The sequence below is a fragment of the Bradyrhizobium sp. S3.7.6 genome, from assembly GCF_054061875.1.
Genome location: NZ_JBSSEQ010000001.1, coordinates 766,232 through 790,877, shown reverse-complemented (window position 1 = coordinate 790,877; position 24,646 = coordinate 766,232). Strand labels below are relative to the sequence as shown.

At 64.0% G+C, this 24,646-nt stretch carries 25 protein-coding genes and 1 tRNA gene; 14 read left to right on the top strand and 12 right to left on the bottom strand.

All coding sequences use genetic code 11. The annotated features are described in order from the left end of the window. The first annotated feature begins 50 nt into the window (after nt 1-50). Nucleotides 51-1,589, top strand: coding sequence for an AMP-binding protein (locus ACVJ5M_RS03720; protein WP_063985961.1), 1,539 nt, complete (start codon nt 51-53; stop codon nt 1,587-1,589). Nucleotides 1,590-1,762: 173 nt separating this feature from the next. After that, entirely contained in the window at nt 1,763-2,614 is an 852-nt protein-coding gene (locus tag ACVJ5M_RS03715) for a DUF1194 domain-containing protein (RefSeq protein ID WP_063980183.1), read from the top strand. Here ACVJ5M_RS03715 and ACVJ5M_RS03710 read toward each other — a convergent pair. The 9 genes from ACVJ5M_RS03710 to ACVJ5M_RS03670 all read right to left on the bottom strand — a co-directional run bounded on the left by ACVJ5M_RS03710 (nt 2,611) and on the right by ACVJ5M_RS03670 (nt 11,414). Continuing rightward, nucleotides 2,611-3,978 (bottom strand): tetratricopeptide repeat protein, encoded by a 1,368-nt coding sequence (locus ACVJ5M_RS03710; protein ID WP_063980182.1) that lies wholly within the window; start codon nt 3,976-3,978, stop codon nt 2,611-2,613. The two genes, ACVJ5M_RS03715 and ACVJ5M_RS03710, sit on opposite strands and share 4 nt — an antisense overlap. Nucleotides 3,979-4,131: 153 nt before the next feature. Then, nucleotides 4,132-4,404 carry a BQ00720 family protein gene (locus ACVJ5M_RS03705; RefSeq protein ID WP_011083553.1) on the bottom strand — a complete coding sequence of 91 codons (273 nt, stop codon included), beginning with the start codon at nt 4,402-4,404 and terminating at the stop codon, nt 4,132-4,134. Nucleotides 4,405-4,455: 51 nt separating this feature from the next. Beyond that, entirely contained in the window at nt 4,456-4,881 is a 426-nt protein-coding gene (locus ACVJ5M_RS03700) for an Hsp20 family protein (RefSeq protein ID WP_018645065.1), read from the bottom strand. Nucleotides 4,882-5,189: 308 nt separating this feature from the next. Next, nucleotides 5,190-6,275: a sn-glycerol-3-phosphate import ATP-binding protein UgpC gene (locus tag ACVJ5M_RS03695; RefSeq protein ID WP_063980181.1), complete on the bottom strand. Its 1,086-nt coding sequence runs from the start codon at nt 6,273-6,275 to the stop codon at nt 5,190-5,192. 20 nt (nt 6,276-6,295) lie between these two features. Continuing rightward, nucleotides 6,296-7,144, bottom strand: coding sequence for a sn-glycerol-3-phosphate ABC transporter permease UgpE (ugpE, locus tag ACVJ5M_RS03690; protein ID WP_063980180.1), 849 nt, complete (start codon nt 7,142-7,144; stop codon nt 6,296-6,298). Then, the gene (gene ugpA, locus ACVJ5M_RS03685; RefSeq protein WP_063980179.1) at nt 7,144-8,025 is read right to left on the bottom strand and encodes a sn-glycerol-3-phosphate ABC transporter permease UgpA; all 882 of its coding nucleotides are present in this window, start codon (nt 8,023-8,025) and stop codon (nt 7,144-7,146) included. Before ugpA ends, ugpE begins: the two co-directional genes overlap by 1 nt. A 47-nt stretch (nt 8,026-8,072) precedes the next feature. After that, nucleotides 8,073-9,389, bottom strand: coding sequence for a sn-glycerol-3-phosphate ABC transporter substrate-binding protein UgpB (gene ugpB, locus ACVJ5M_RS03680; protein WP_063980178.1), 1,317 nt, complete (start codon nt 9,387-9,389; stop codon nt 8,073-8,075). 220 nt (nt 9,390-9,609) lie between these two features. Continuing rightward, nucleotides 9,610-10,812, bottom strand: coding sequence for a CaiB/BaiF CoA transferase family protein (locus ACVJ5M_RS03675; RefSeq protein ID WP_063980177.1), 1,203 nt, complete (start codon nt 10,810-10,812; stop codon nt 9,610-9,612). A 176-nt stretch (nt 10,813-10,988) separates the two neighbouring features. After that, nucleotides 10,989-11,414, bottom strand: coding sequence for an organic hydroperoxide resistance protein (locus tag ACVJ5M_RS03670; protein WP_045004850.1), 426 nt, complete (start codon nt 11,412-11,414; stop codon nt 10,989-10,991). 154 nt (nt 11,415-11,568) lie between these two features. On the opposite strand from ACVJ5M_RS03670, the gene ACVJ5M_RS03665 reads away from it, so the two are divergent. Then, nucleotides 11,569-12,027, top strand: a complete 459-nt coding sequence (locus ACVJ5M_RS03665) for a MarR family winged helix-turn-helix transcriptional regulator (protein WP_028149792.1) — start codon at nt 11,569-11,571, stop codon at nt 12,025-12,027. Nucleotides 12,028-12,076: 49 nt separating this feature from the next. Here ACVJ5M_RS03665 and ACVJ5M_RS03660 read toward each other — a convergent pair whose 3' ends face one another. The 3 genes from ACVJ5M_RS03660 to ACVJ5M_RS03650 form a co-directional block, all read right to left on the bottom strand. After that, a complete protein-coding gene (locus ACVJ5M_RS03660; RefSeq protein ID WP_063980176.1) occupies nt 12,077-12,313 on the bottom strand; it encodes a GIY-YIG nuclease family protein in 237 nt (78 codons plus the stop codon). A 145-nt stretch (nt 12,314-12,458) separates the two neighbouring features. Further along, a tRNA-Ala gene (locus ACVJ5M_RS03655) sits at nt 12,459-12,534 on the bottom strand. Nucleotides 12,535-12,630: 96 nt separating this feature from the next. Continuing rightward, nucleotides 12,631-13,038: a TIGR02300 family protein gene (locus ACVJ5M_RS03650; protein ID WP_063980175.1), complete on the bottom strand. Its 408-nt coding sequence runs from the start codon at nt 13,036-13,038 to the stop codon at nt 12,631-12,633. 170 nt (nt 13,039-13,208) lie between these two features. On the opposite strand from ACVJ5M_RS03650, the gene aroA reads away from it, so the two are divergent. The 11 genes from aroA (at nt 13,209) to ACVJ5M_RS03595 (ending at nt 24,624) form a co-directional block, all read left to right on the top strand. Next, nucleotides 13,209-14,546 (top strand): 3-phosphoshikimate 1-carboxyvinyltransferase, encoded by a 1,338-nt coding sequence (gene aroA / locus ACVJ5M_RS03645; RefSeq protein ID WP_063980174.1) that lies wholly within the window; start codon nt 13,209-13,211, stop codon nt 14,544-14,546. Beyond that, on the top strand, nt 14,543-15,181 hold the full coding sequence (cmk, locus tag ACVJ5M_RS03640) for a (d)CMP kinase (protein ID WP_063980173.1): 639 nt from the start codon (nt 14,543-14,545) through the stop codon (nt 15,179-15,181). The genes aroA and cmk overlap by 4 nt, the downstream gene beginning before the upstream one ends. Nucleotides 15,182-15,447: 266 nt before the next feature. Continuing rightward, nucleotides 15,448-17,151 (top strand): 30S ribosomal protein S1, encoded by a 1,704-nt coding sequence (rpsA, locus tag ACVJ5M_RS03635; RefSeq protein ID WP_063980172.1) that lies wholly within the window; start codon nt 15,448-15,450, stop codon nt 17,149-17,151. Between the two features lie 372 nt (nt 17,152-17,523). Next, on the top strand, nt 17,524-18,504 hold the full coding sequence (gene sppA, locus ACVJ5M_RS03630) for a signal peptide peptidase SppA (protein WP_063980171.1): 981 nt from the start codon (nt 17,524-17,526) through the stop codon (nt 18,502-18,504). Between the two features lie 171 nt (nt 18,505-18,675). Then, nucleotides 18,676-18,981 (top strand): integration host factor subunit beta, encoded by a 306-nt coding sequence (locus ACVJ5M_RS03625; protein ID WP_007598410.1) that lies wholly within the window; start codon nt 18,676-18,678, stop codon nt 18,979-18,981. A 71-nt stretch (nt 18,982-19,052) separates the two neighbouring features. Next, nucleotides 19,053-19,445, top strand: a complete 393-nt coding sequence (locus ACVJ5M_RS03620) for a lipopolysaccharide assembly protein LapA domain-containing protein (RefSeq protein ID WP_063985960.1) — start codon at nt 19,053-19,055, stop codon at nt 19,443-19,445. Nucleotides 19,446-19,511: 66 nt separating this feature from the next. Continuing rightward, nucleotides 19,512-20,183, top strand: a complete 672-nt coding sequence (locus tag ACVJ5M_RS03615) for a phosphoribosylanthranilate isomerase (RefSeq protein ID WP_028149799.1) — start codon at nt 19,512-19,514, stop codon at nt 20,181-20,183. Beyond that, complete coding sequence (gene trpB, locus ACVJ5M_RS03610) at nt 20,180-21,397, top strand: tryptophan synthase subunit beta (RefSeq protein ID WP_063980170.1); 1,218 nt, start codon at nt 20,180-20,182, stop codon at nt 21,395-21,397. The genes ACVJ5M_RS03615 and trpB overlap by 4 nt, the downstream gene beginning before the upstream one ends. Next, nucleotides 21,394-22,230, top strand: coding sequence for a tryptophan synthase subunit alpha (trpA, locus tag ACVJ5M_RS03605; protein ID WP_063980169.1), 837 nt, complete (start codon nt 21,394-21,396; stop codon nt 22,228-22,230). Before trpB ends, trpA begins: the two co-directional genes overlap by 4 nt. 112 nt (nt 22,231-22,342) lie before the next feature. Next, nucleotides 22,343-23,284: an acetyl-CoA carboxylase, carboxyltransferase subunit beta gene (accD, locus tag ACVJ5M_RS03600; RefSeq protein ID WP_063980168.1), complete on the top strand. Its 942-nt coding sequence runs from the start codon at nt 22,343-22,345 to the stop codon at nt 23,282-23,284. After that, nucleotides 23,281-24,624, top strand: coding sequence for a bifunctional folylpolyglutamate synthase/dihydrofolate synthase (locus ACVJ5M_RS03595; protein ID WP_063980167.1), 1,344 nt, complete (start codon nt 23,281-23,283; stop codon nt 24,622-24,624). Before accD ends, ACVJ5M_RS03595 begins: the two co-directional genes overlap by 4 nt. The last annotated feature ends 22 nt before the right edge of the window (nt 24,625-24,646 follow it).

The following is a 24,646-nucleotide window of genomic DNA, read 5'->3' as shown; positions in this document are numbered from 1 at the left end:
GCGGGTGGCGCGGACCTCCGCGTCACCCGCTACCGCTTCGGGTGTTGATCATGCGCTTCATCGATTACCTGGACAAAGGTGCCTCGCTCGGCGCCGACGCGCCGTGCCTCACCATGGATGGACGCGACCTCAGCTATGGCGAGGTGCAGGGGCTGAGCTACCGCGTCGCGCGCGGGCTCGCGCGATCGGGCATTGCTGCCGGCGAGAAGGTCGCAATCCTCTCCGGCAACGATCCGGTCGCGTTTGCCTGCGTGTTCGGCATTTCCCGCGCAGGCGCGGTCTGGTGCCCGATCAATCCGCGCAACGAGGCGGTCGAAAATCGGCTCATCCTCGAGCAATTCGACTGCAGCCTGCTGTTGTTTCATTCAAGCTTCGCGCCGATGGTCGAGGCGGTGCGTGCAGAGCTGCCAAAGCTGCGCGCCGTCGTCTGCCTCGATGCTGAGTTGCCCTTCGCGCCTTCGTTCGACAGCTGGCTCGCCGGCCTCGCCGACGACCATTATCAACGCGAGGCGGTCGACGATCTCGCGATGATCCCGGGCACCGGCGGCACCACAGGCAAGCCGAAGGGGGTCATGCTGTCGGGCCGCAACATCGAGGCGATGACGGCCCTGACGCTGATGGGCTATCCCTTCAAGGGCCGCCCGATCTACCTCGCGCTTGCGCCGCTGACCCACGCGGCCGGCGTGCTGTGTTTCCCGATCATGGCGCTCGGCGGCCGCATCGTGATCATGCATCACCCCGACATCGCAGAATTTCTCGATCTGATCGAGCGCTACCGTATCACGCACACCTTCCTGCCGCCGACCGTGATCTACATGCTGCTCGATCATCCGAAGCTCGACTCCGCGAGGCTCGGGTCTCTGCAATGTTTCTGGTACGGCGCGGCGCCGATCTCGGCCGCGCGGCTTGCGGAAGCGCTCCAGCGTATCGGGCCGATGGCGCAGTTGTTCGGTCAGACCGAAGCGCCGATGATGATCTCGATGATGGCACCTAGCGAGCATTACAATGCCGACGGCACGATCGCGATGGAGCGTCTCGCCTCGGCCGGGCGGATCAGCCCGCTGGTGCAGGCCGGCATCATGGATAGCGACGGCAATTTGCTGCCGACCGGCGCCCGCGGCGAGATCGTGGTCCGCGGTTCGCTGGTGATGGAGGGCTATTACAAAAATCCCGAGGCTACGGCGGAGGCCTCCGCGCATGGCTGGCACCACACCGGCGACATCGGCTACATCGACGACGACGGCTACCTCTATATCGTCGATCGCGCCAAGGACATGATCATCACCGGCGGGTTCAACGTCTACTCGATCGAGGTCGAGAACGCGCTGCGGGCGCATGAGGCGGTGCAGGATTGCGCCGTGATCGGGCTGGCGGACGAGAAATGGGGTGAGCGGATCGTCGCCGTGGTGCAGCCCCGCGCCGGCCAAAGCGTCGATGCGACGGCGCTGGCTGCCTTCGTCAAGGCGCGGATCGGCAGCGTCAAGACACCGAAGCAGATCGAAGTCTGGGACGACCTGCCGCGTTCCAAGGTCGGCAAGGTCTTGAAGCCGGACATCCGCGCGCGGCTGGCGGAGCGTTCAGGCGGCTGAGGCGCATCTTATTGCAGCGCCCATCGCTTCGAAGATATCCGCGAGACGCGCTGACGCGGACATTCGCGCGGGCCTGGAACTCTCATCCGTGTCCGGGCAGGCAAAGGCATGTTTCCGCTTTTCGATGCGCGTTTTGGGTGTCACCATGCTTTTGAACGGACGGGAGGGCCGCCATGCGCTGGTGTGTCTCGGTCGGGGCGGTGCTTGTTGCGGGGGCGATCGTCGGAGGTGACGTTGCCAGCATTGCCGCGCCGAGCCCGAAATCAGGGATAGCCGACGCCAGGCACAGCGCACTGTCCGTCAATGTCGAGCTCGTTATCGCCGTCGACGTCTCCTATTCGATGGATCTGGACGAACTCGCCATTCAGCGCGAGGGCTATGCACAGGCCATCGTCTCGAAAGACTTTCTTCAGGCGCTAAGGGCCCGTCCGGCCAGCAAGGTGGCTCTGACCTATTTCGAGTGGTCGATGTCGGGCGACGACAGGATCATCATTCCGTGGCGCGTGATCGACGGCCCGGAATCGGCGGACGCCGTGGCCGCCGAGATCATGAAAACGCCGATTCGCCGAGGTTCGAGCACCTCGATTTCCGGCGCGATCAATTTCGCAGTGCAGCTGTTCGAAGAAAATCCCTATCGCGGGTCGCGGCGCGTCATCGACATTTCCGGCGATGGGCCGAACAACGACGGAGCCCCCGTCACCGGCGCGCGCGACGCTGCCGTTGAGAAAGGCATCATCATCAACGGCCTGCCGATCATGGTGAAGGAGCCGTCCTATTTGACGACCGATATCGAGAATCTCGATCTGTATTACGAGGACTGCGTGATCGGAGGGCCGGGTGCCTTCATCATGACAATCAAGGATCGCGAAAAATTCCAGGAAGCGATCCGGACCAAGCTTGTTCTCGAAGTTGCGGGCCTCGCGCCGGAGGGGAGGATCGTCCCAACTGCCGAGAATGAGCCCCGGGTGTCCTGTCTGGTCGGCGAAGAAAAATGGCGGGAGCGCGGGCGACGGATCATGCGCTAGTTGCCCGTCAGCAAAGCGAACCGACGTCGGTCGATCGCCTCACGCGCCACCAGCCCTGCCGCCTTGCAAAGATCTGGCGCATAGAGTTGGCAGCGCCGTTCCTGCTTCTCGATAGCCTTGTCGATCAACTCCAGCAGTCGTGCGGGGGCCATTCCCGCGGGAGCGGCAATTCGCCCCGTGACGACGTGCTTTTCTATTGCCTCGTGACGGTCGTGATCGAGATCGGGGTCGCGCCAGCAATTCGCGCATATCATCACGAAGCTCTCGGAATGCGAATAGACGACGGCGTCCTCATCCAGCTCTGCGGTCAAGTCCGCCAGTTGCCGTGCCGAATCCTGTGTGCCGGCGAAGTCGAATAGCTGATAGTTCCGCCGCTCCAGCGTCGCCAAATGTGGAAAAACCGGGACCTGCACCTCACCATACGTGTGATGTGTAATCGGCGCGCCGTCGATCAGGATGACGTCGCCATAGTCCACGCCGAGCTTCTGGTAGAGCACACTGCGGACGATGCCGTGGCACGGGCTCAACCGTTCGATCCAGATGGTTTCCTCCGCGCCCGGATCGTCCTGATCGGCCGTGCGCTCCGCCAGGGGCCGCTCCGCCAGCTTGACCTTGCATTGAGACAATGAGCATTCCGGCAAGCCAAAGCGCCCGATCTCGATCGCAAGCCCCATGCGCCTCCAGACATCCAGTGCCAGAGAGGCATTCTTTGCGCCGGTGGCGCAGATACCAAGATTCCACTCGTAACTCTCGGTGACTTCGTCCGCGAGGCTGGCTGCGATCTGGTTTGCGGTCGCGCCATCTGCGAATCTGCCGCGTGTCTTGTAGAAAAGACCCAGATTGTAATGGTGGGTGCTGTTTTGCGGATTGAGTTCGGTGAGTTTCCGATAGCTGCTCTCGGCAATCGCATCTTGCTGGCGCGACAGCATTCGCGCCGCAGTGGCCAGACCTTCGAGAATCGGTTCCTGTTCGGGTTGCCCCTCGTGGACCTTGGCCAACCCGCTCAGTTTTTCGACGACCAAACGGAACAATGCAATATCGGGCGGCGGTGCATTGAGATCGTCAATGTCGCGCGCTGCTTCAAGGCAGAGCCCTACAGTCGAGAGAATCCAGAAGTCCTGATCGTGAGATTGTGCGACCTCTGACAGAACGTCTATCGCGGCTTCTCTTTGCAAGCATCGATCATGGACGACCCGCAGCAATGCCATGGCGGCTTCGGGCTGCCGGGGCTGCGCTTTTCGCAGCGGCATCAGCTTGTGCAACGCGGCCTGTGTTCTTCCCGCCTGAGCTTCCGCAATGGCATCGCGCGCAATCGCCTCGATCTCTTCGGATGAGAGCACCGCACTTGGACCGTCCGACGTCATTCTCGATTCTCTTCTCAGAGCACCCCGCTTCGGCGTTGAGCCCGATGCTAGGCCGGAACGTCGACGCTTCGCCAGATGGCCCATAAAAAATGCGCGGGCCGCCTTGAGGCATGCCCGCGCATTTGAATTCGCAGATGTCGCGCTAAGCGTGCGTCAGTGCACGCTCACGGCTTGCAGCTCGTTGCTCCAGGCGTTGGCGACCGCGGCTTCGCGGCTGTCGGTCAGCATGATCGGCGTGCCGTCGGCGGCGTGGAGCGCGAAGAGCTTGAGGCCCGGCGCGATTTTCGGCGCCTCGGGAAACAGGCCCGGCACATCCTCGGAGCGGATCTGCTTCACATAGGCGATATGACCTTCGCCGAGGGTTGCCAGCGTCTCGGGCGAGACGTTCTTGGCTTCGTATTCGAACGCAACGTGACCTTCACTCATGGTCTCGACTCCTTCACAGAAACTAAGCGGTCGAGTCCGCTACTCGTTCCATTATTCGTGCTCATTGATAGCGATTGTCTTAACGATCCTCTCCGGTTCAGGCCGGGCAAGATCGACCGACAGCAGCCCGTTCTTCAGATCCGCACCCAGCACCAGCATCCCCTCCGCCAGCACGAAGGTGCGCTGGAAGTGGCGCGCGGCGATGCCGCGATGGATGTATTGCCGGGACTTGTCGTCCTGCTGACGCCCGCGAATCACGAGCTGGTTTTCCTCAATGGTTACATCGAGTTGGTCGCGGGTGAATCCGGCGACCGCCAGCGTGATCCGCAGCCGCTCGGGCTGGCCGTCCGATCGGTCGCACCTCTCGATATTGTAGGGAGGGTAGCCGTCGGCGCCTTTGACGACGCGGTCGAGCACGCGCTCGATCTCGTCGAAGCCCAGAAGGAACGGACTGGAAAGCGTGGGAACACGAGACATAGTTTACAAAGTCCTCTCGAAGCGACTTTGGCATTTCGGGGCCCGGAAGCGGCGCCCCTTGGTCAGCAATATGGTCATAACCCCGTGTCGGTTCAAGGACGTAGCGGGAGCCTGTGGATTGCCCATTTTCGCGCCTGACCCCGCCCGCGGTCGCGCGGAAGCGCCCAATTCGTCACCGGGAACGCAAATGCTCGGACAAGCCCGGGCATGACGAGTCGGCCGCCGATTTATCTCAATGAAATCAAACCCCCGGCTACTGTGCATGGGGTTGTTTTTCGCGTTTTTGATCGGCCGGCCCTCGGAACCGGTCAGGCCTCGATCCGCGTCCGCCCGTCGCCGCTGAAAAGGTGCAGCTTCGGCCGTACCGCGGCGACGCGGATCCTCTCACCGATGGCTGGGGCCTCGGTTCCGGGAATGCGGACGATGACCTCGCCGGGCGGCAGCTCGCCGGGGGTGGCGGCGACGCGCTGCTCGTCCTGGGCCCGCGTGCCGTAGACGAAAGTTTCGGCGCCGACGCGCTCGATCGCTTCCACGGTCAGCGGCAGTGCGACACCGCCGGCCGGGGTCTGGTCGGTGATGACGAAATCTTCCGGGCGGATGCCGAGGATGCCGGCCTCGGTCGCGCTGCCGTCGAGCTGCGATTTGATCTCATCGGCGCGCGTCGACATCAGGTTCATCGGCGGTGCCCCGATGAAGGAGGCGACGAAGGTCGTCGCCGGCTTCTCGTAGATCGCCAGCGGATTGCCGACCTGCTCGACCTGGCCGCCATTCATGACCACGAGAATATCGGCGAGCGTCATCGCCTCGAGCTGGTCGTGGGTGACGTAGATCGAGGTCGTGTTGAGCCGGCGCTGCAATTTGCGGATCTCGACCCGCATCGCGATGCGCAGCTTTGCATCGAGGTTCGACAGCGGCTCGTCGAACAGAAAGACTTTCGGCTGGCGCACGATGGCGCGGCCCATGGCGACGCGCTGGCGCTGGCCGCCGGAGAGCTGGCGCGGCTTGCGCTCCAGCATCGGCGTGAGCTCGAGCACGCGTGCGGCCTCGTCGACGCGGGTCTTGACCTCGGCCTCCTTCATGCCGCGGTTGCGCAGGCCGTAGGCCATGTTGTTGAAGACGCTCATATGCGGATAGAGCGCGTAGTTCTGGAACACCATCGCGATGTCGCGATCGGCGGGCTCGATCTGGTTAACGATTCGGCCGCCGATGTCGATCTCGCCGCCGGTGACGGTCTCGAGACCTGCGACCATGCGCAGCAGCGTGGACTTGCCGCAGCCGGAGGGACCGACCAGCACGCAGAACTGGCCGTCGCCGACATCGACGTTGACGCCCTTGATGGCCTCGAAGCCGCCGGGATAGGTCTTGCGGACGTTGCGCAGGGTGACGTTAGCCATGAAAACTCATTCCCAAAAACCTACTTCTCGGTCTCGACCAGGCCGCGCACGAACAATTTCTGCATGGCGACGACGACGAACACCGGCGGCAGCATGGCGAGCACGGCGGTGGCCATCACGATCGGCCATTCGGTCAGCGCATCAGTAGTGGTGATCATCTTGCGGATGCCGACCTGGATGGTCTGCATGTCGTCGCGCGTTGTGATCAGCAGCGGCCAGAGATATTGATTCCAGCCGAGGATGAAGAGGATCACGAACAGCGCCGCCATGTTGGTGCGCGACAGCGGCAGCAGCGTATCCCAGAAGAAACGCAAGGGGCCGGCACCGTCGATGCGCGAGGCCTCCAGCAACTCGTCCGGCACGGTCATGAAGAACTGGCGGAACAGCAGCGTCGCGGTGGCCGACGCGATCAGCGGCAGCGCGAGGCCAGCATAGCTGTCGAGCATGTGCAGATCGGCGACGATCTTGTAGGTCGGATAGATGCGCACCTCGACCGGCAGCATCAACGTGATGAAGATGATCCAGAAGATCGCCATCCGGAACGGAAAGCGGAAATACACGATCGCATAGGCCGAGATGATCGAGATCGCGATCTTGCCGATCGCGATTGCCAGCGCCATCACCAGCGAGTTCAGCATCATGTTGCCGACGGGCTCGCGGGTCGAGCCGCTCGTGCCGACGAAGATGGTCTTGTAGTAGACCTCGAAGAAATGGCCGCCCGGCAGCAGCGACATCTGCCCGTTCGCGATCAGGGCGTTGTCCTGGGTCGAGGCGACGATCGCGATGTAGACCGGGAATGCGACGATCGCGATCCCGATCCAGAGAATCGCGTGGGCGACGTAGCGCCGAAAGCCCTCTTCTTCGACCATCAGTAGGTCACCTTGCGTTCGACGAAGCGGAACTGGATTCCCGTCAGCACGATGACCATGACCATCAGGATCACCGACTGCGCCGCCGAGCTGCCGAGATTGCCGCCGAGCAGGCCGTCAGAATAGACCTTGTAGACCAGCGTGACCGTCGATGTGCCGGGACCGCCGCGGGTCATGGTGTCGATGATGCCGAAGGTGTCGAAGAAGGCGTAAACGATGTTGACGACCAGCAGGAAGAAGATCGTGGGCGACAGCAGCGGGAAGGTCACTGTCCAGAACCGCCGCATCGGACGGGCGCCGTCGATCGCGGCGGCCTCGAACACGCTTCGGGGGATGGCTTGCAGGCCGGCGAGGAAGAACAGGAAATTATAGGAGATCTGCTTCCACGCCGCGGCGAGGATGATCAGCCCAGCCGCCTGGTTGCCGTCAAGCAGCGGATTCCAGTCGACGCCCAGGTTGCGCAGATAGCGCGACAGCACGCCGAGCGAAGGATGCAGCATGAAGATCCAGAGCACGCCGACGACGGGCGGCGCCACCGCATAGGGCCAGATCAGCAGCGTGCGGTAGAGCATTGAGCCGCGCAGCGGCTTGTCCGCCATCACGGCGAGCAAGAGCGCGAAGGACAGCGACGAGACGGCGATGGCGAACGAAAAGACGAACGTACGGACAACCGCCTCGAAATAGGCCGGGTCCTTGAACAGGTCCTGATAATTCTCGAACCAGACGAAGCTTGTCGACAGACCGAAGGCGTCCTGGAGCAGGAAGGATTGGATCACCGCCTGCGCGGCCGGCCAGTAGAAAAAAATCAGGACGATCGCGAGCTGCGGCGCAACCAGCGCGTAGGGCAATAGTTTTGCTTGGAAAATGGCTTGCTTTTGCATGATGTCAGGTGAGCGGCAGGCCGGCTTGCGGCCTGCCGCTCATCGCCTCACTTGACGGCAGTCTTTTCGAACTGGCGCAGCATCGTGTTGCCGCGCTCGACGGCAGCATCCAGCGCCTGCTTGGCGGTCTTCTTGCCGGCCAGCGCCTGCTCGATCTCTTCCGACCAGACGTCACGGAGCTGAACCATGTTGCCGAGGCGCAGACCGCGCGAATTGTCGGTCGGCTCCTTGTTGGTCAGCTCGATCAGCGGGGTCTCGAGATAGGGCTGATCCTTGTAGAAGCCTTCTTCCTTCGCCTTGGCGTAGGCCGCCTTGGTGATCGGCAGATAGCCCGAGGCCTTGTGGATGTAGACTTGGCGGTCGGTGTCCGAGAGGAAGGTCAGGAACTTCGCGACACCCTTGTATTCGTCGGCCGACTTGCCGCCCATCACCCAGAGCGAAGCGCCGCCGATGATCGAGTTCTGCGGCGCGCCCTTGACGTCCGGATAGTATGGCATCGGCACGGCGGTGAAGTTGAACTTGGCCTGCGCCTTGACGTTGCCGAAGAACGCCGACGAGGTCAGGTAGATCGGGCATTCGCCGGAGGTGAAGCGGCCTTCGCCGGTGTTGGTGCGGCCGGCATAGTCGTAGGTCTTGGTCTTCTGCAGCTCGACCAGGGTTTCGAGATGCTTGACCTGGAGCGGGCCGTTGAACTCCAGCACGGTGTCGAAGCCGTCGAGGCCGTTGGCCTTGCTGGCGAGCGGCACGTTGTGCCAGGCGGAGAGCTGCTCGAGATTGACCCAGGTGACCCAGGAGCCGGAGAAGCCGCAGGTGTCATGACCCGCAGCCTTCAGCTTCTTGGCGGCCTCGAACGTTTCGGGCCAGGTCTTGGGGATCTCGACGTTCGCCTTCTTGAGCTCGTCGAGGTTGACCCACATGACGGTCGACGACGAGTTGAACGGGAAGGACAGCATCTCGCCCTTCGAGGTCGAATAGTAGCCGGTGATGGCGGGCAGGTAGATCTTGGGGTCGAACTTCTCGCCGGCCTCGGCCATCAGCTTGTAGACGGGTTTTACGGCGCCGGTCGCGGCCATCATGGTCGCGGTGCCGACTTCGAACACCTGCATGATGTGCGGGGCGTTGCCGGCGCGGAACGCCGCGATGCCGGCGTTCATCGTATCGGGATAGTTGCCCTTGTAGGTCGGGATCACCTTGTAGTCGGTCTGAGAGGCGTTGAAGTCGGTGGCGAGCTTGACGATGACGTCGTTGTTGGCGCCGGTCATCGCGTGCCACCACTGGATTTCGGTCACTGCCCACGCCGGCGAAGCGCCAAAACCAACGGTGACTGCAAGCGCGGCAGCCGCGCCAAAGTGTCGAAGAGCCATCAAGAAACCTCCCTTGGGCCGTCAAAAAGAAGCGCTTGCGCTAGCAGCGCCATATGACGTTCACATGACTGTGTAAGCGGGAGAAACGAAAGCAGCAAGCGCGGCCAAATGGGAAGCCGTCAAATAGGCGAATGCCGAGCGCGCAGCCTCCTCCGTTCGCGGCGCACATGCGTGCCCGCGCCGCAGTGCGGCATTTGCTCGGGTGAGGCGGCGAGGGCGTTTAGCGCTTGCGCTCGGGGCCGCAGACGGTGCCCTTTTCGACCATCGCGTCGATCTCCGATTTGGAGTAGCCGAACTCGCCCAGCACCTCCTGGGAGTGCTGGCTGAATTTCGGCGGCAGGCGGCGCAGGCTCGGCTTGCTGCGATCGAGCCGGATCGGCGAGGCCACGCCCTTGTACCAGTCCTTCTCGATGACATCGCCGCGGGCGATCGTGTGCGGGTTGGTCAAGGCCTGGTCGATCTTCTGCACGGGACCTGCGGGCAGGCCGGCGGCGAGCAGACGATTGCACAGCGGCTCGGCCTCGTGCTGGCTGAACACGGCGGCAAGCTCGGCCCGCAGCGCCTCGCGATTGGCGATGCGGTCCTTGTTGCGGGCAAAGCGCGGATCGGTGCCGAGCTCGGGCTTGCCGATCTCCTTGGCGAGCTTGCGGAAGGTGCCGTCATTGCCGACGCCGATGAAGATGTTGTCGGTCCTGGTCGGGAAGATCGCGTAGGGCACGAGGTTGGGATGCTCGTTGCCGGTGAGCGACGGCGGCTTGCCGTGCATGAAATAATTCGCGGTGTGCGGATGCATGATGGCGAGGCCGGTCTCGTACAGCGTCGTCTCCAGGAACTGGCCCTGGCCCGAGCGCTGCCGTTCCGACAGCGCCATCAGGATGCCGATCGCCGCATAGAGGCCGGTGGTGATGTCGACCAGCGGCACGCCGATCCGCATCGGTCCGCTCTCCGGCGAGCCGGTCGCCGCGATCATGCCGGTCATGGCCTGGATGATGGCGTCATAGCCGGGATTGCCGCCGCGCGGACCGTCGGCGCCGAAGCCGCAGATCCGGCAATGCACCAGGCGCGGGAATTTCTTGCTGAGCACATCGTTGCCGATGCCCCATTTCTCCAGCGTGCCCGGCTTGAAATTCTCGATCAGGACGTCGGCGGTCTCGAGCATCTTGAGCAGCACGAGGCGGCCGCCTTCGGAGGCGAGGTCGAGGCCGATCGAGCGCTTGTTGCGGTTGATGCCGATGAAATAGGCCGCGTCTTCCTCGTGGAAAGGAGGGCCCCAGTCGCGCACCTCGTCGCCGGCGGGCGGCTCGACCTTGATCACGTCGGCGCCGTGGTCGGCGAGGATCTGGGTGCAGTAGGGACCGCCAAGCACGCGCGTGAGATCGATGACGCGCAGTCCGCTCATTGCGCCCAAAACGGCTTCAGTCATGCCTTCGCTTCCCCTGTGTCGATCATTGATCACAGGCCTAGCGAGGTTTTTTTGCGCCAGCAATGGCTTGCTGCGTAGGGCCGCATGCGCCGCCGCTGCGCTATCCCGCAACGTGGCAAATCAAGCGGAAGCGGCCGGCCCGAGGGGGATCTCGGGCCAGCCAATCCGCCGTTTGATCAGACGACCGTCAGGCGAACGTCGACATTGCCGCGCGTGGCATTGGAGTAGGGGCACACCTGGTGGGCCTTCTCGACCAGCGCCTCGGCTTCCGCGCGGGCAAGGCCCGGCAGCGAGACGGCCAGATCGATGTCGAGACCGAAGCCGCCGGCCGCGCGCGGGCCGATGCCGACGGTGGAGGTGACCGAGGCGTCAGCCGGAACCTTCGGGCCGCCCTGCGAGGCCACGAACTTCATCGCGCCGATGAAGCAGGCGGCATAGCCGGCCGCAAACAGCTGCTCGGGATTATTGCCGGCGCCGCCTCCGCCGCCGAGTTCCTTCGGCGTGGTGAGCTTGACGTCGAGCGCGCCGTCGAGGGTCGCCGCATGGCCGTCACGGCCGCCGGTGGCTTTGGCGCTGGTCTTATACAGGACGTTTACTGACATTTTCGTCTCCTTAGGTCTTCGGGTTGGGGTGGAACCTACATCGCAAACAATTAGATTGCGCGCAATTGAAATTTGCATGCCTCACATTTAATTGTTCGCAATTGAATGTACGGCCGCCCGGTCCCAGAATGGAGGAAACCGCGTGAGATTCTCGATGCCCCGGAAATTATCGGCGCTGGACCCGCAGCGCCTCGACAATCAGATCTGCTTCGCGGTCTATTCGGCCGCGCATGCCTTCAACCGGGTCTACAAGCCGCTGCTGGACCGGCTCGGCCTGACCTACCCGCAATATCTGGTGATGCTTGTGCTGTGGGAGCGCGACGACGTGCCGGTCAAGGACATCGGCGAAAAGCTGTTCCTGGATTCGGGCACGCTGACGCCGCTGCTCAAGCGCCTCGAGGCCGCCCACCTCGTCAGGCGCACGCGCTCGCGCGAGGACGAACGTCAGGTGCTGATCGCGCTGACCCCGCAGGGCCATGCCTTGAAGGAAAAAGCGCGCGCCGTGCCGCAATCGATCCTGGCGGCGTCGGATTGCTCGGTCTCGGAACTGGTCGCGATGAAGGACGAGATCGTGGCGCTGCGGGATCGGTTGAATGCGGTGATCGGGGAGTAGGGGGGGCGGCGAGCTCAATCCTCTCGTACCTCGCCGCGAGTTTCTCTCCTCAAAGCCGCTTCTTTGCAAATGCGCGGCCCGAAGCCGATTTCAGATATTTCTCGAACGCAACAGCCTTAGCCTCATCGCTGAAAGCGATGCAGGTCTTGATGCGCCATGGGCCATACTTTGATGTATGTGGCACTTCGCCGGCGTTGTGCTTTGCGAGCCGGGCTCGCAGATCATCAGTGATGCCGATGTAGAAATGGCCGGAATCGAGGCTTTCGAGAATGTAGACGTACTTCATCCTATCCCCCGCCTTGCGCAGTGGATGGACAGTATCTCTCAGGATCAGCTTTTGCCGAGGCCCGGCTTCGCCCTTCGGGCTACGCCGCGGCAGCCTTCGCTACGATAGGGCTTGCCGAGCCGAAGCTGGCGAAGCCAGCGAAGGCTGGTGGAGCCAGGCGGGATCGAACCGCCGACCTCTTGCATGCCATGCAAGCGCTCTCCCAGCTGAGCTATGGCCCCTTAGTCTTCCAGTTGGGAGGATCCTGGTGGATCACTCCCGACCGCCGAGCCTGGTGACTCGCGCGGTGCACCCTTTTTCACAGATCAGGGCTGATCTCAAGTCTCTTCATCACCTCCGACATCACCAATGATGTCCGTGACGTCCTCATCGCCCTCTTCGTCGTCGGCGATAAAGGTCGAATCATCGTCGTCATCGTCCTCGATGGTCTCGTCGACCTCGATGTCGTCCTCGGATTCGGGCACCGCGGCCTTGACCTTGCCGGTGTTTTCCTCGGCGTCGGCCTCCTCGAGCGAGACCTCTTCGACTTCTGCCGGCTCCGGCGTGGTGTCGGCAGCCGGCGTGTGGCGAGGTTCGGCGCCGCGAGTCGCGCGGGCCGGCGCCACAGGCGCGATCGGGACGACTTCGCCGGTATAGGGCGAGATCACCGGATTCTTGTTGAGGTCATAGAACTTCTTGCCCGTGGTCGGGCAAATACGTTTGGTTCCGAGTTCGGACTTGGCCACGGCAGGAATCCTGGGAATGTCTGAAAAGCGGTGTTTCACTTGGCTAGTTGGCGGCCCGCTGTCAATAGCGCATTACGGGAGAAAGACATGCCCGTGACGGCGGGCAGACCTTGTGGTACCTGCCCCGCGAGCCCCGCAGGGACGTTTCGGGCCTATCCAAGGACACAAACTTGACTGATTCCGACAAGCCGACGCCGCTTCAGTCGCGCGCAAGCGGTCCCCTGACCGGGAAAGTACGGGTCCCCGGGGACAAGTCGATCTCCCACCGCGCCCTCATCCTGGGCGCGCTCGCGGTCGGCGAGACCCGGATTTCGGGCTTGCTCGAGGGCGAGGACGTCCTCAACACCGCCAAATCCATGCAGGCGCTGGGCGCCAGGGTCGAGCGCACCGGCGATTTCGCCTGGAGGGTGAACGGCGTGGGCGTCGCCGGCTTCGCCGAGCCCAGGGCGCCGCTTGATTTCGGCAACTCCGGCACCGGCTGCCGGCTCGTCATGGGCGCCGTCGCCGGCTGCCCGATTTCGGCGGTTTTCGACGGTGATGCCTCGCTGCGCAGCCGGCCCATGCGCCGGATCCTCGACCCGCTCGAGAAGATGGGCGCCAAAGTGGTGTCCGGCGGCGAGGGCGGCCGTCTGCCGCTGACCGTCCAGGGCGCGCGCGATCCGCTGCCGATCACCTACAAGACCCCGGTCGCCTCGGCCCAGATCAAATCCGCCGTGCTGCTGGCGGGCCTGGCCGCGCCCGGCACCACGACGGTGATCGAGACCGAGGCCAGCCGCGACCATACCGAGCTGATGCTGAAGCACTTTGGCGCCGACATCACCTCCGCGCAGGAGGGTCAGCACGGCCGCCGCATCACGCTCGTTGGCCAGCCCGAGCTGCACGGCGCCACCGTCGTTGTGCCCGCCGATCCCTCTTCGGCGGCCTTCCCGGTCGTCGCGGCGCTGATTGTCGAAGGCTCGGATGTCGTCCTGTCCGACGTGATGACCAATCCGCTGCGCACGGGCCTGTTCACCACGCTGCGTGAAATGGGTGCCTCGATCGAGGAAAGCGAAGTCCGGGGCGATGCCGGCGAGCCCATGGCGCAGCTGCGCGTGCGCGCGTCGAAACTGCGCGGCGTCGAGGTGCCGCCGGAGCGCGCGCCCTCGATGATCGACGAATATCTCGTGCTGGCGGTGGCGGCTTCCTTCGCCGAGGGCACGACCATCATGCGCGGCCTCCAGGAGCTGCGCGTCAAGGAATCCGATCGGCTTGAGGCCACCGCCGACATGCTCCGCGTCAACGGCGTCAAGGTCGAGGTCTCCGGCGACGACCTGATCGTCGAAGGCCGCGGCCATGTCCCCGGCGGCGGCACAGTCGCCACGCACATGGATCATCGCATCGCGATGTCCGCGCTGGTGATGGGCTGCGCCTCCGACCAGCCCGTGACCGTCGACGACACCGCCTTCATCGCCACCAGTTTCCCGGACTTCATCCCGATGATGCGTTCGCTTGGGGCCGAGTTTTCATGATCATCGCCATCGACGGGCCCGCGGCCTCGGGCAAGGGGACGCTCGGCAAGCGCCTCGCCCACCATTACGGCTATCGTCATCTCGATACCGGCGTCATTTATCGCGCGGTGGCCTACGCCGTGGTGGAATCCGGTCATGATCTCCGGGACGAGGCGGCTGCGGTGCAGGCTGCGCTGGAGCTTGATCCCGAAAAGTTCGGCAATCCCGCCCTGAAGACCCAGGAGGCCGGCGAGGGCGCCTCGATCGTCTCGGCGATCCCCAGGGTTCGCGAGGTCCTGCTCAATTTCCAGCGGCAATTCGCCGCCGATCCGCCCGGCGCCGTGCTCGACGGCCGGGACATTGGAACCGTGATCTGCCCCCATGCCGACGTGAAGATCTTCGTCGTGGCCGACCCCAGGGTCCGCGCCCACCGCAGGACCATGGAGGCCAAGGCGAGGGGCGAGGAGGCGGACGAGGCGGCGGTGCTCGCTGACATCATCCGGCGCGACGAGCGCGACAAGAACCGGCCGATTGCGCCCTTGAAACCGGCCCCGGATGCTTACTTGCTAGATAACTCCCAACTGGATATAGAAGGCGGCGTCCGGGCCGCCATCGACATTATCGAGGCCGTCCGAGCGGGCCGGTCGCGGGGTTAAGCCGCCGCCGTCATTGGAGGAAGCGCCCGCTCCCGCTCTTTGAGGTCGATAACCCCGGTCCCCTGTTTGGGCCCGGCGCGATCCAGGCTCCGGACCAAGATTTCCACGTATCGAACGCGCGGGCCTCAGCCGGCCCGCCTCCGCTGTTCCGCCTCCATGCCGGAGCAACGAGCGGTCGCTCGAAGGTCTTGCGGACCTTCCGACACTGCGTGTGCGATGCGCCCATGAACCCAACGGCCGGCACGACATCCGCAACTGGAGAACAAATGGCTTCGATTTCTGCTGATACCTATAGCCCGTCGCGCGACGATTTCGCCGCGATGCTCGACGAGTCCTTCGCAGGTGGCAACCTGCAGGAGAGCTCCGTCGTCAAGGGCAAGGTGGTTGCAATTGAAAAAGACATGGCCGTCATCGACGTCGGCCTGAAGACCGAGGGCCGCGTTGCCCTGCGCGAATTTTCCGGCCCCGGCCGTGAGAGCGAGATCAAGGTCGGCGACGAGGTCGAAGTGTTCCTCGATCGCATCGAGAACGCCCTCGGCGAAGCCGTGCTGTCGCGCGACAAGGCGCGCCGCGAAGAGAGCTGGGGCAAGCTCGAGAAGGCCTTCCAGAACAACGAGAAGGTCAACGGCGTCATCTTCAACCAGGTCAAGGGCGGCTTCACCGTCGACCTCGACGGTGCCGTGGCCTTCCTGCCGCGCTCGCAGGTCGACATCCGTCCGATCCGCGACGTTGCGCCGCTGATGAACAACTCGCAGCCGTTCCAGATCCTCAAGATGGATCGCCGCCGCGGCAACATCGTCGTCTCCCGCCGCACGGTGCTGGAAGAGACCCGCGCCGAGCAGCGTCAGGAGCTGGTGCAGAACCTCGAAGAGGGGCAGGTCATCGACGGCGTGGTCAAGAACATCACCGATTACGGTGCGTTCGTTGATCTCGGCGGTATCGACGGTCTGCTGCACGTCACCGACATCGCGTGGCGCCGCGTCAACCACCCGACCGAGGTGCTCTCGATCGGCCAGACCGTGAAGGTCAAGATCATCAAGATCAACCACGAGACGCACCGCATCTCGCTGGGCATGAAGCAGCTGCTGGACGATCCGTGGCAGGGCATCGAAGCCAAGTACCCGCTGGGTGCCCGCTTCACCGGCCGCGTCACCAACATCACCGACTACGGTGCGTTCGTCGAGCTCGAGCCGGGCATCGAAGGCCTGATCCACGTCTCCGAGATGTCGTGGACCAAGAAGAACATGCACCCCGGCAAGATCGTTTCGACCTCGCAGGAAGTCGAAGTGCAGGTGCTGGAAGTCGATTCCGTCAAGCGCCGCATCTCGCTCGGCCTCAAGCAGACCATGCGCAACCCGTGGGAGGTCTTCGTCGAAGGTCACCCGACCGGTTCGGTGGTCGAAGGCGAGGTCAAGAACAAGACCGAGTTCGGTCTGTTCCTGGGCCTCGAGGGCGACGTCGACGGCATGGTCCATCTCTCCGACCTCGACTGGAAGCTTCCGGGCGAGCAGGTGATCGACAACTACAAGAAGGGCGACGTGGTGAAAGCCGTGGTGCTCGATGTGGACGTCGAGAAGGAGCGTATCTCGCTCGGCATCAAGCAGCTCGAAGGCGACCCCTTCGCCGAGCCGGGCGATGTCAAGAAGGGCGCGGTCGTGACCTGCGAAGTGCTCGAAGTGAAGGAAAGCGGCATCGAGGTGAAGATCACCGGTACCGACTTCTCGACCTTCATCAAGCGTTCGGAGCTCGCCCGTGACCGCAACGACCAGCGCGCCGAGCGCTTCGCCGTCGGCGAGAAGGTCGATGCCCGCGTGATCCAGTTCGACAAGAAGGCCCGCAAGGTCCAGGTGTCGATCAAGGCGCTCGAAGTCGCCGAAGAGAAGGAAGCCATCGCGCAGTACGGCTCCTCCGATTCGGGGGCGACGCTCGGTGACATTCTCGGCACCGCGCTCAAGAACCGCGACAAGTAAGCGAAACGCCTGTTTCGCAACCATCAAAGCCCCGGCGCGAGCCGGGGCTTTTTTGTTGCGGCGGCATACCATTGTCGTCCCGGACAAGCGCAGCGAAGCGGAGCGCCGATCCGGGGACGCATACCCACGGGGAGTGGTTTGACGAAGACTCGGAGTGGGCGCCTCGCGTCACACTCCTTCTTGTGGTTATGGGTCCCCGCGCCCCGTGCGCAATTGCGCACTAGGCGGGGATGACATCTGAGTGCTTGGCTACCATCCGGGCTACGCCAGCCTTGTTCTCTTCAAATTACGCCGCAATTGATGTATCCAGATAAGCCAATGGTCACGCTGTGACGGCACAACGCGCCCAGCCTTTCATTTGGAGATATTCCGATGTCGCTCGATTCGGACATCATCGTCGATCGTCGCAGGATACGTCGCAAGCTGACGTTCTGGCGCGTGATGGCTGCGCTGATCGCGATCGCGGCGATTGCGGGCTTTGCGCTGATCGCAACACCCGGTGCGCGCGGCACGTTCGCATCCGCCGGCTCGATCGCGCGGGTCCAGATCGATGGCCTGATCCGCAGCGACTCCGATCGCACCCAGGCGCTGGAGCGACTGGAGAACTCGCAGGCCGCCGCCGTCATCATTCACATCAACTCGCCGGGTGGCACCACCGCCGGTTCCGAGCAGCTTTACGATTCGCTTGTGAGGCTAAAGGCGAAGAAGCCGCTCGTCGTCGTGGTCGAAGGCCTCGCCGCGTCCGGCGGTTACATCACCGCGATCGCGAGCGACCACATCATTGCCCAGCAGAGCTCGCTGGTCGGTTCGATCGGCGTGCTGTTCCAGTTTCCCAACGTCACGGAGCTGCTGAAGACCGTCGGTGTGAAGGTCGAGGAGGTCAAATCCTCGCCGCTGAAGGCCGCGCCGAACGGTTTTGAGCCGACCAGCCCCGAGGCACGCGCCGCGCTCGATGCGCTGGTGAAGGATTCCTATGCCTGGTTCAAGGGATTGGTGAAGGAGCGGCGTGGCATGGATGACACGCAGCTCGAAAAAGTCGCCGATGGCCGCGTCTTCACCGGACGCCAGGCGATCGATCTCAAGCTGATCGATCAGCTCGGCGACGAGAAGACCGCCGTGACCTGGCTGGTCGAGCAGAAGGGCGTCAAGAAGGGCCTCACCGTCCGCGATTACAAGCTCCAGCCCCGCTTTGGCGATCTGCCGTTCCTCAAAACGGCTGCTGTCGTTACGCTGGAAGCGCTTGGTTTGGGCTCGATTGCGCATCAGATCGGGCAAACCGGCGTCACGCAGGCCGTCGATCGGCTCGGAATGGATGGAATGCTGGCCCTGTGGCAGCCGGCCGCGTCAAATTGATGGAACCGGGCGAGCTTCAGAGGCTTTTCCCGTCTGGCGGGTAGCGGGGCAGCCCGCTTTTTCGGCATTTGTCACGCATTTTCCCGACGCTCAACCTTCATTTAGCGTCTTGACAGATCACAGTATTTTCACGGAAATGGTCATCCGCACGCTTCCGGGTCCTATCTCTCGATGATCAAATCCGAACTTGTTCAGCGTATCGCCGAGCACAACCCGCATCTGTACCAGCGGGATGTCGAGAACATTGTGAATGCGATTCTCGAAGAGATCGTAGCGGCTCTCGCGCGCGGTGATCGCGTCGAGTTGCGCGGCTTCGGTGCCTTCTCGGTCAAGCATCGCCCTGCGCGCGCAGGGCGCAATCCGCGTACCGGCGCCCATGTGCCCGTCGATCAGAAGAGCGTTCCGTTCTTCAAGACCGGCAAGGAAATGCGCGAACGGCTGAACCGCGACCATCCGGATCCAGGCGCGCCAGACTGAGACCGGCGTCAGGGTTTTCCGCGGTCGCGAGCGATGCGGCCGGAAGCTTGATTCAAGGCGAGCGAAGCGAGATGCGAAAGTTCCTGACCGCGCTGATCGTGATTCCGCTGGGCCTGATCCTGGTGACCTTCGCCGTCGCCAACCGGCATTTCGTCACGGTCTCATTCGATCCCTTCATTACGAACGACCCGTCATTCTCGGTGACGCTGCCGCTGTTCCTTCTCCTCATCCTGGTGGCTGCCCTCGGGGTCCTCGCGGGCGGCTGCGCGGTCTGGTTCGGCCAGCGGCGCTGGCGGCGCGCGGCGCGCCGGAATGATGCGGATGCACGGGCTGCCAGGACCGAATTGGCCGATCTGCGGGCCCAGGCGGCCGCAGCGAAGCCCCAGCCCCAGCGCCTCCCCGTTCCCTCCGGGGTGGGCCTTTACGGGCCCATCGGACGAGACAAGCAGCGCGCGACGTTGTAGAAGCGGCCGCAACCGAAAACCCGGTTTTCCGGCCGCAGACCCGCGGCCTTCACCTGCTTCGAGACCATGTCCCTGCTCGTCAAAATCTGCGGCCTGTCCACGGGCGAGACGCTCGAAACAGCGCTCGACGCCGGCGCCGACATGGTGGGGTTCGTGTTCTTTCCGCCGTCGCCGCGGCACGTCTCTCTCGAGCTTGGCCGCGACCTCGGCCGCCAGGTGAAGCGGCGCGCGCTCAAGGTCGCGCTCACGGTCGATGCCGATGACGCCACGCTCGACAACATCATGGACGCGCTGTCGCCGGATATCCTTCAACTTCACGGCAAGGAGAGCGTCGCACGGCTGCGCGACATCAAGCAGCGGTTCGGCCGCCCGGTGATGAAAGCGGTGCCGGTCGCAACCGCCGCCGATCTCGCCGTGCTGCCTGGCTACGCAGAGGTTGCCGATCGCATCCTGTTCGACGCGCGGGCGCCAAAGGACGCGACACGTCCCGGCGGCCTCGGCGCGGCCTTCGATTGGCGCCTGCTCGAAAACCTGGAACTCAAGCTGCCGTATATGGTCTCGGGCGGACTTGACGCCCACAACGTCGCCGAGGCCCTTCGGGTCACGCGCGCCGGCGGCGTCGACGTTTCCTCCGGTGTCGAGAGCGCCTCCGGCGTCAAGGATCCCGAGATGATCAAGGCCTTCATTCGCGCCGCGCGCGCCACCCAAGATGCAAGTCAAGAGTTGAGCGTTCGATGAACATCGCCAAACCAAACTCCTACCGCAGCGGCCCCGACGACCGCGGGCACTTCGGCATTTTCGGCGGCCGCTTCGTCGCCGAAACCCTGATGCCGCTGATCCTCGATCTGGAGAAGGCCTACACGGCGGCCAAGGCCGATCCGGCCTTCCAGGCCGAGATGAACGGCTATCTCAAGAACTATGTCGGCCGGCCTTCGCCGCTCTATTTCGCCGAGCGCCTCACCGAGCATCTCGGCGGCGCCAAGATTTACCTCAAGCGCGAAGAGCTCAACCACACCGGCTCGCACAAGGTGAACAACGTGCTCGGCCAGATCATGCTGGCACGGCGCATGGGCAAGAAGCGCATCATCGCCGAGACCGGCGCCGGCCAGCACGGCGTTGCTACCGCGACGCTGTGCGCGCGCTTCGGCCTCGAATGCGTGGTCTATATGGGCGCCGTCGACGTCGAACGGCAGCAGCCCAACGTCATCCGCATGGAGATGCTGGGCGCAACCGTGGTCCCGGTGCAGTCGGGCACGCGCACGCTGAAGGACGCCATGAACGAGGCGCTGCGCGACTGGGTCACCAACGTGCACAACACGTTCTATTGCATCGGCACGGTGGCGGGCCCGCATCCCTATCCGACGCTGGTGCGCGACTTCCAGTCGATCATCGGCAACGAGACCAAGACGCAGATGCAGGAGGTCGAGGGACGCCTGCCGGACTCGCTGGTCGCCTGCATCGGCGGCGGCTCGAACGCGATGGGCCTGTTTCATCCGTTCCTCGACGATCCCTCCGTCGAAATCTTTGGCGTCGAAGCCGCCGGCCATGGGCTCACGCAACTGCATGCGGCCTCGATCGCAGGCGGCCGTCCCGGCGTGCTGCACGGCAACCGCACTTATCTCTTGATGGATGCGGACGGCCAGATCCAGGACGCGCATTCGATCTCCGCCGGCCTCGACTATCCCGGCATCGGCCCCGAGCATTCCTGGCTGCACGAGATCGGCCGCGTCAACTATCTCTCCGCGACCGATGACGAGGCGCTCGCAGCATTCCAGTTGCTGTCGCGGCTGGAAGGCATCATCCCCGCGCTCGAGCCCGCGCATGCCATCGCCAAGGTGATGGAGCTCGCGCCGAAGCGGCCGAGAGATCACCTGATGGTCGTCAATCTCTCCGGCCGCGGCGACAAGGACGTCCCGCAGGTCGGCGACATCCTGAGGGGCAAGAGCAAGTGACCACGCGTATCGACACCCGTTTCGCCGAGCTGAAGAAAGCGGGCCGCTCGGCCTTCGTCACCTATGTGATGGCCGGCGATCCCGATCTCTCGACGTCGCTCGATATCGTCAAGGCGCTGCCCAAGGCAGGCGCCGACGTCATCGAACTCGGCATTCCCTTCACCGATCCGATGGCGGATGGTCCCTCGATTCAGGCTGCAGGTCTGCGCGCGCTCAAGAACGGCATGACCTTGAAGAAGACGCTGGAACTGGTGGGCGACTTCCGCAAGGACGACAACGTCACGCCGCTGGTGCTGATGGGCTATTACAATCCGATCTACATTTACGGCGTCGACAAGTTTTTGGCCGATGCCAAGACGGCCGGCGTTGACGGCCTGATCATCGTCGATTTACCGCCGGAGGAAGACGACGAGCTCTGCATTCCCGCGCTGAAGGCGGGCCTGAACTTCATTCGCCTCGCGACCCCGACCACCGACGACAAGCGCCTGCCCGCGGTGCTCGCGAATACATCAGGCTTTGTCTACTACGTCTCTATCGCCGGCATCACCGGAGCCGCGGCGGCGGACGCGAATGCCGTCGGTGAAGCTGTCGCGCGCATCAAGCGGCATACCAAGCTGCCGATCTGCGTTGGTTTTGGCATCCGCACGCCAGAGGCGGCGCGCGCCATTGCCGAGAAGGCCGATGGTTCGGTGGTTGGCACCGCGCTGGTCGACGCGCTCAAGAACAGCCTCGACGCCGAGGGCCGGGCGACCGCCAAAACCGTTAACGCCGTAGCCGAGCTGACGGCGGCCCTGGCCCAGGGTGTCAAGGGCGCGAAAGCTGCGGCCGAATAGGCCATAATTCCGCTTCTGGGGCGGGCGAACACGGCGGCTTGCCGGGCAGAGGCCCGGCCGCCATATATCCTTCAGGCGGTCCCTCCGCGGGGCTCGCACATCGGAGCAAACCATGAACTGGCTTACCAATGTGGTCCGGCCGAAGATCCGCAACATGCTGCGGCGGGAGACGCCGGAGAATCTGTGGATCAAGTGCCCGGATTCCGGACAGCTCGTGTTCTACAAGGACGTCGAGGCCAACCAGTTCGTCATCCCCGGCTCGAACTACCACATGCGCATGGGCGCGGTGGCGCGTCTGAAGTCGATCTTCGACAACGAGACCTGGTACGACGTCGCGTTGCCCGACGTCACGCCCGATCCACTCAAGTTCCGTGACGAGAAAAAGTACGTCGACCGTATCAAGGATGCCCGTGCGCGCACCAATCTGAACGATGCGATCAAGGTCGGCTATGGCAAGCTCGAAGGCGCCGCCGTCGTCGTCGCCGTGCAGGATTTCGATTTCATGGGCGGCTCGCTCGGCATGGCCGCAGGCGAAGCGATCGTGCGCGGGCTGGAGCTCGCCGTCGAGAAGAAGTCGCCGTTCATCGTGTTCGCCGCATCGGGCGGCGCGCGCATGCAGGAAGGCATCCTGTCGCTGATGCAGATGCCGCGCACCACGGTCGCGGTGCAGATGCTGCGCGAAGCAAAACAGCCCTACATCGTCGTGCTGACCAACCCGACCACCGGCGGCGTCACAGCGTCCTACGCGATGCTGGGCGACGTCCAGATCGCCGAGCCCGGTGCGCTGATCGGCTTCGCCGGCGCGCGCGTGATCGAGCAGACCATCCGCGAGAAATTGCCGGAAGGCTTCCAGCGCGCCGAATATCTGAAGGATCACGGCATGGTCGACATGGTCGTGCACCGTCACGAACTGCGCCCGACCCTGGCGCGGCTCTGCCGCCTGCTGACCAGGGCGCCGGCGCAGGAAGGCGCATCGAAATCGGTGCAGCCGGTCGTCAGTCCGGCGCAGATCGTCTCGGCCGCCGAGACGGCGCCGGCCGCGCCGCACGCGTGAACGCGTCCTCTGACAGCGCAAAGCCGCCGCTCGGTGAATTGATCGGGCGGCTGTCGGCCCTGCATCAGAAGCGCATCGATCTCGGGCTGGAGCGGATGCACCGCCTGCTCGAGCGGCTCGACCACCCTGAACGCAAGCTACCGCCGGTGATCCACATCGCCGGCACCAACGGCAAGGGCTCGACGCTCGCTTATCTGCGCGCGACGCTGGAGGCCGCGGGCCTGCGGGTCCATGCCTACACCTCGCCCTATCTCGTCCGCATCAACGAATGTTTTCGTCTGGGCCGTGTCGGCGGCGGGGTGCTGGTCGGCGACGATGAATTGCGCGCGGTTCTGGAAGAGGTCGAGCGGGTCAATGCCGGCGAAGCCGCGACCGTGTTCGAGCTGAAGACCGCGGCTGCCTTCCATCTGTTCGCGCAGAACCCTGCCGATGTCGTGCTGCTTGAGGTCGGCCTCGGCGGTCGGCTCGATTCGACCAATGTGGTCGACACACCGGCAGCCTGCGTGATTACGCCCATCAGCATGGACCACATGGATTTCCTCGGCGATACGCTGACCTCCATCGCCGGCGAGAAGGCGGCGATCATCAAGCGCGGCGTGCCCGTGATTTGCGCCGAGCAGACGGGCGAGGCGATGGCCGTGATCGAGGCGCAGGCGAGGCACATGCGCGCGCCGCTGTTTGCCGCGGGCGAGAGCTGGCACGTCAATGTCGAGCACGGGCGTCTGGTCTATTCCGACGATCGCGGCCTGATGGATCTGGCGGCGCCGCGCCTGTTCGGCCGCCACCAGTTCGACAATGCCGGTCTTGCGATCGCGACGCTGCGCGCGATTCCGGCTTTCAAAGTCAACCAGGCGGCCTTCGAGGCGGGCATCGTCGGCGCCGAATGGCCGGCGCGGATGCAGCGCATCACCTCGGGCGAGCTGCTCGCGCTCGGACCGCAGGGCTCGGAGATCTGGCTCGACGGCGGCCACAATGCCGAAGGCGGGCGCGTCGCGGCGGCCGCGCTCGGCGATCTCGAAGAGCGGGTGTCGCGTCCGCTGGTCGTGATCGCGGGCATGATGGCCAACAAGGACGCGCAAGGTTTTCTCGCCAATTTCGCCGGCCTGACCCGTCACATCATCGCGGTGCCGATCCCCGACACCGAGAATGCGATGGCGGTCGACCGCCTCGCGGATGCCGCGCGCAGCCTCGGCATGCGCGTCGAGACCGCGCCCGGCATCGAAGCCGCGCTACGCGGCTTGGCGAAGCTCGCCTACGAGGTGCCACCGCGCATCCTGATCACCGGCTCGCTTTATCTTGCCGGCCACGTGCTGGGCATCAACGGCACGCCTCCTGCATAGAGGGGCGTAGCCCGGATGGAGC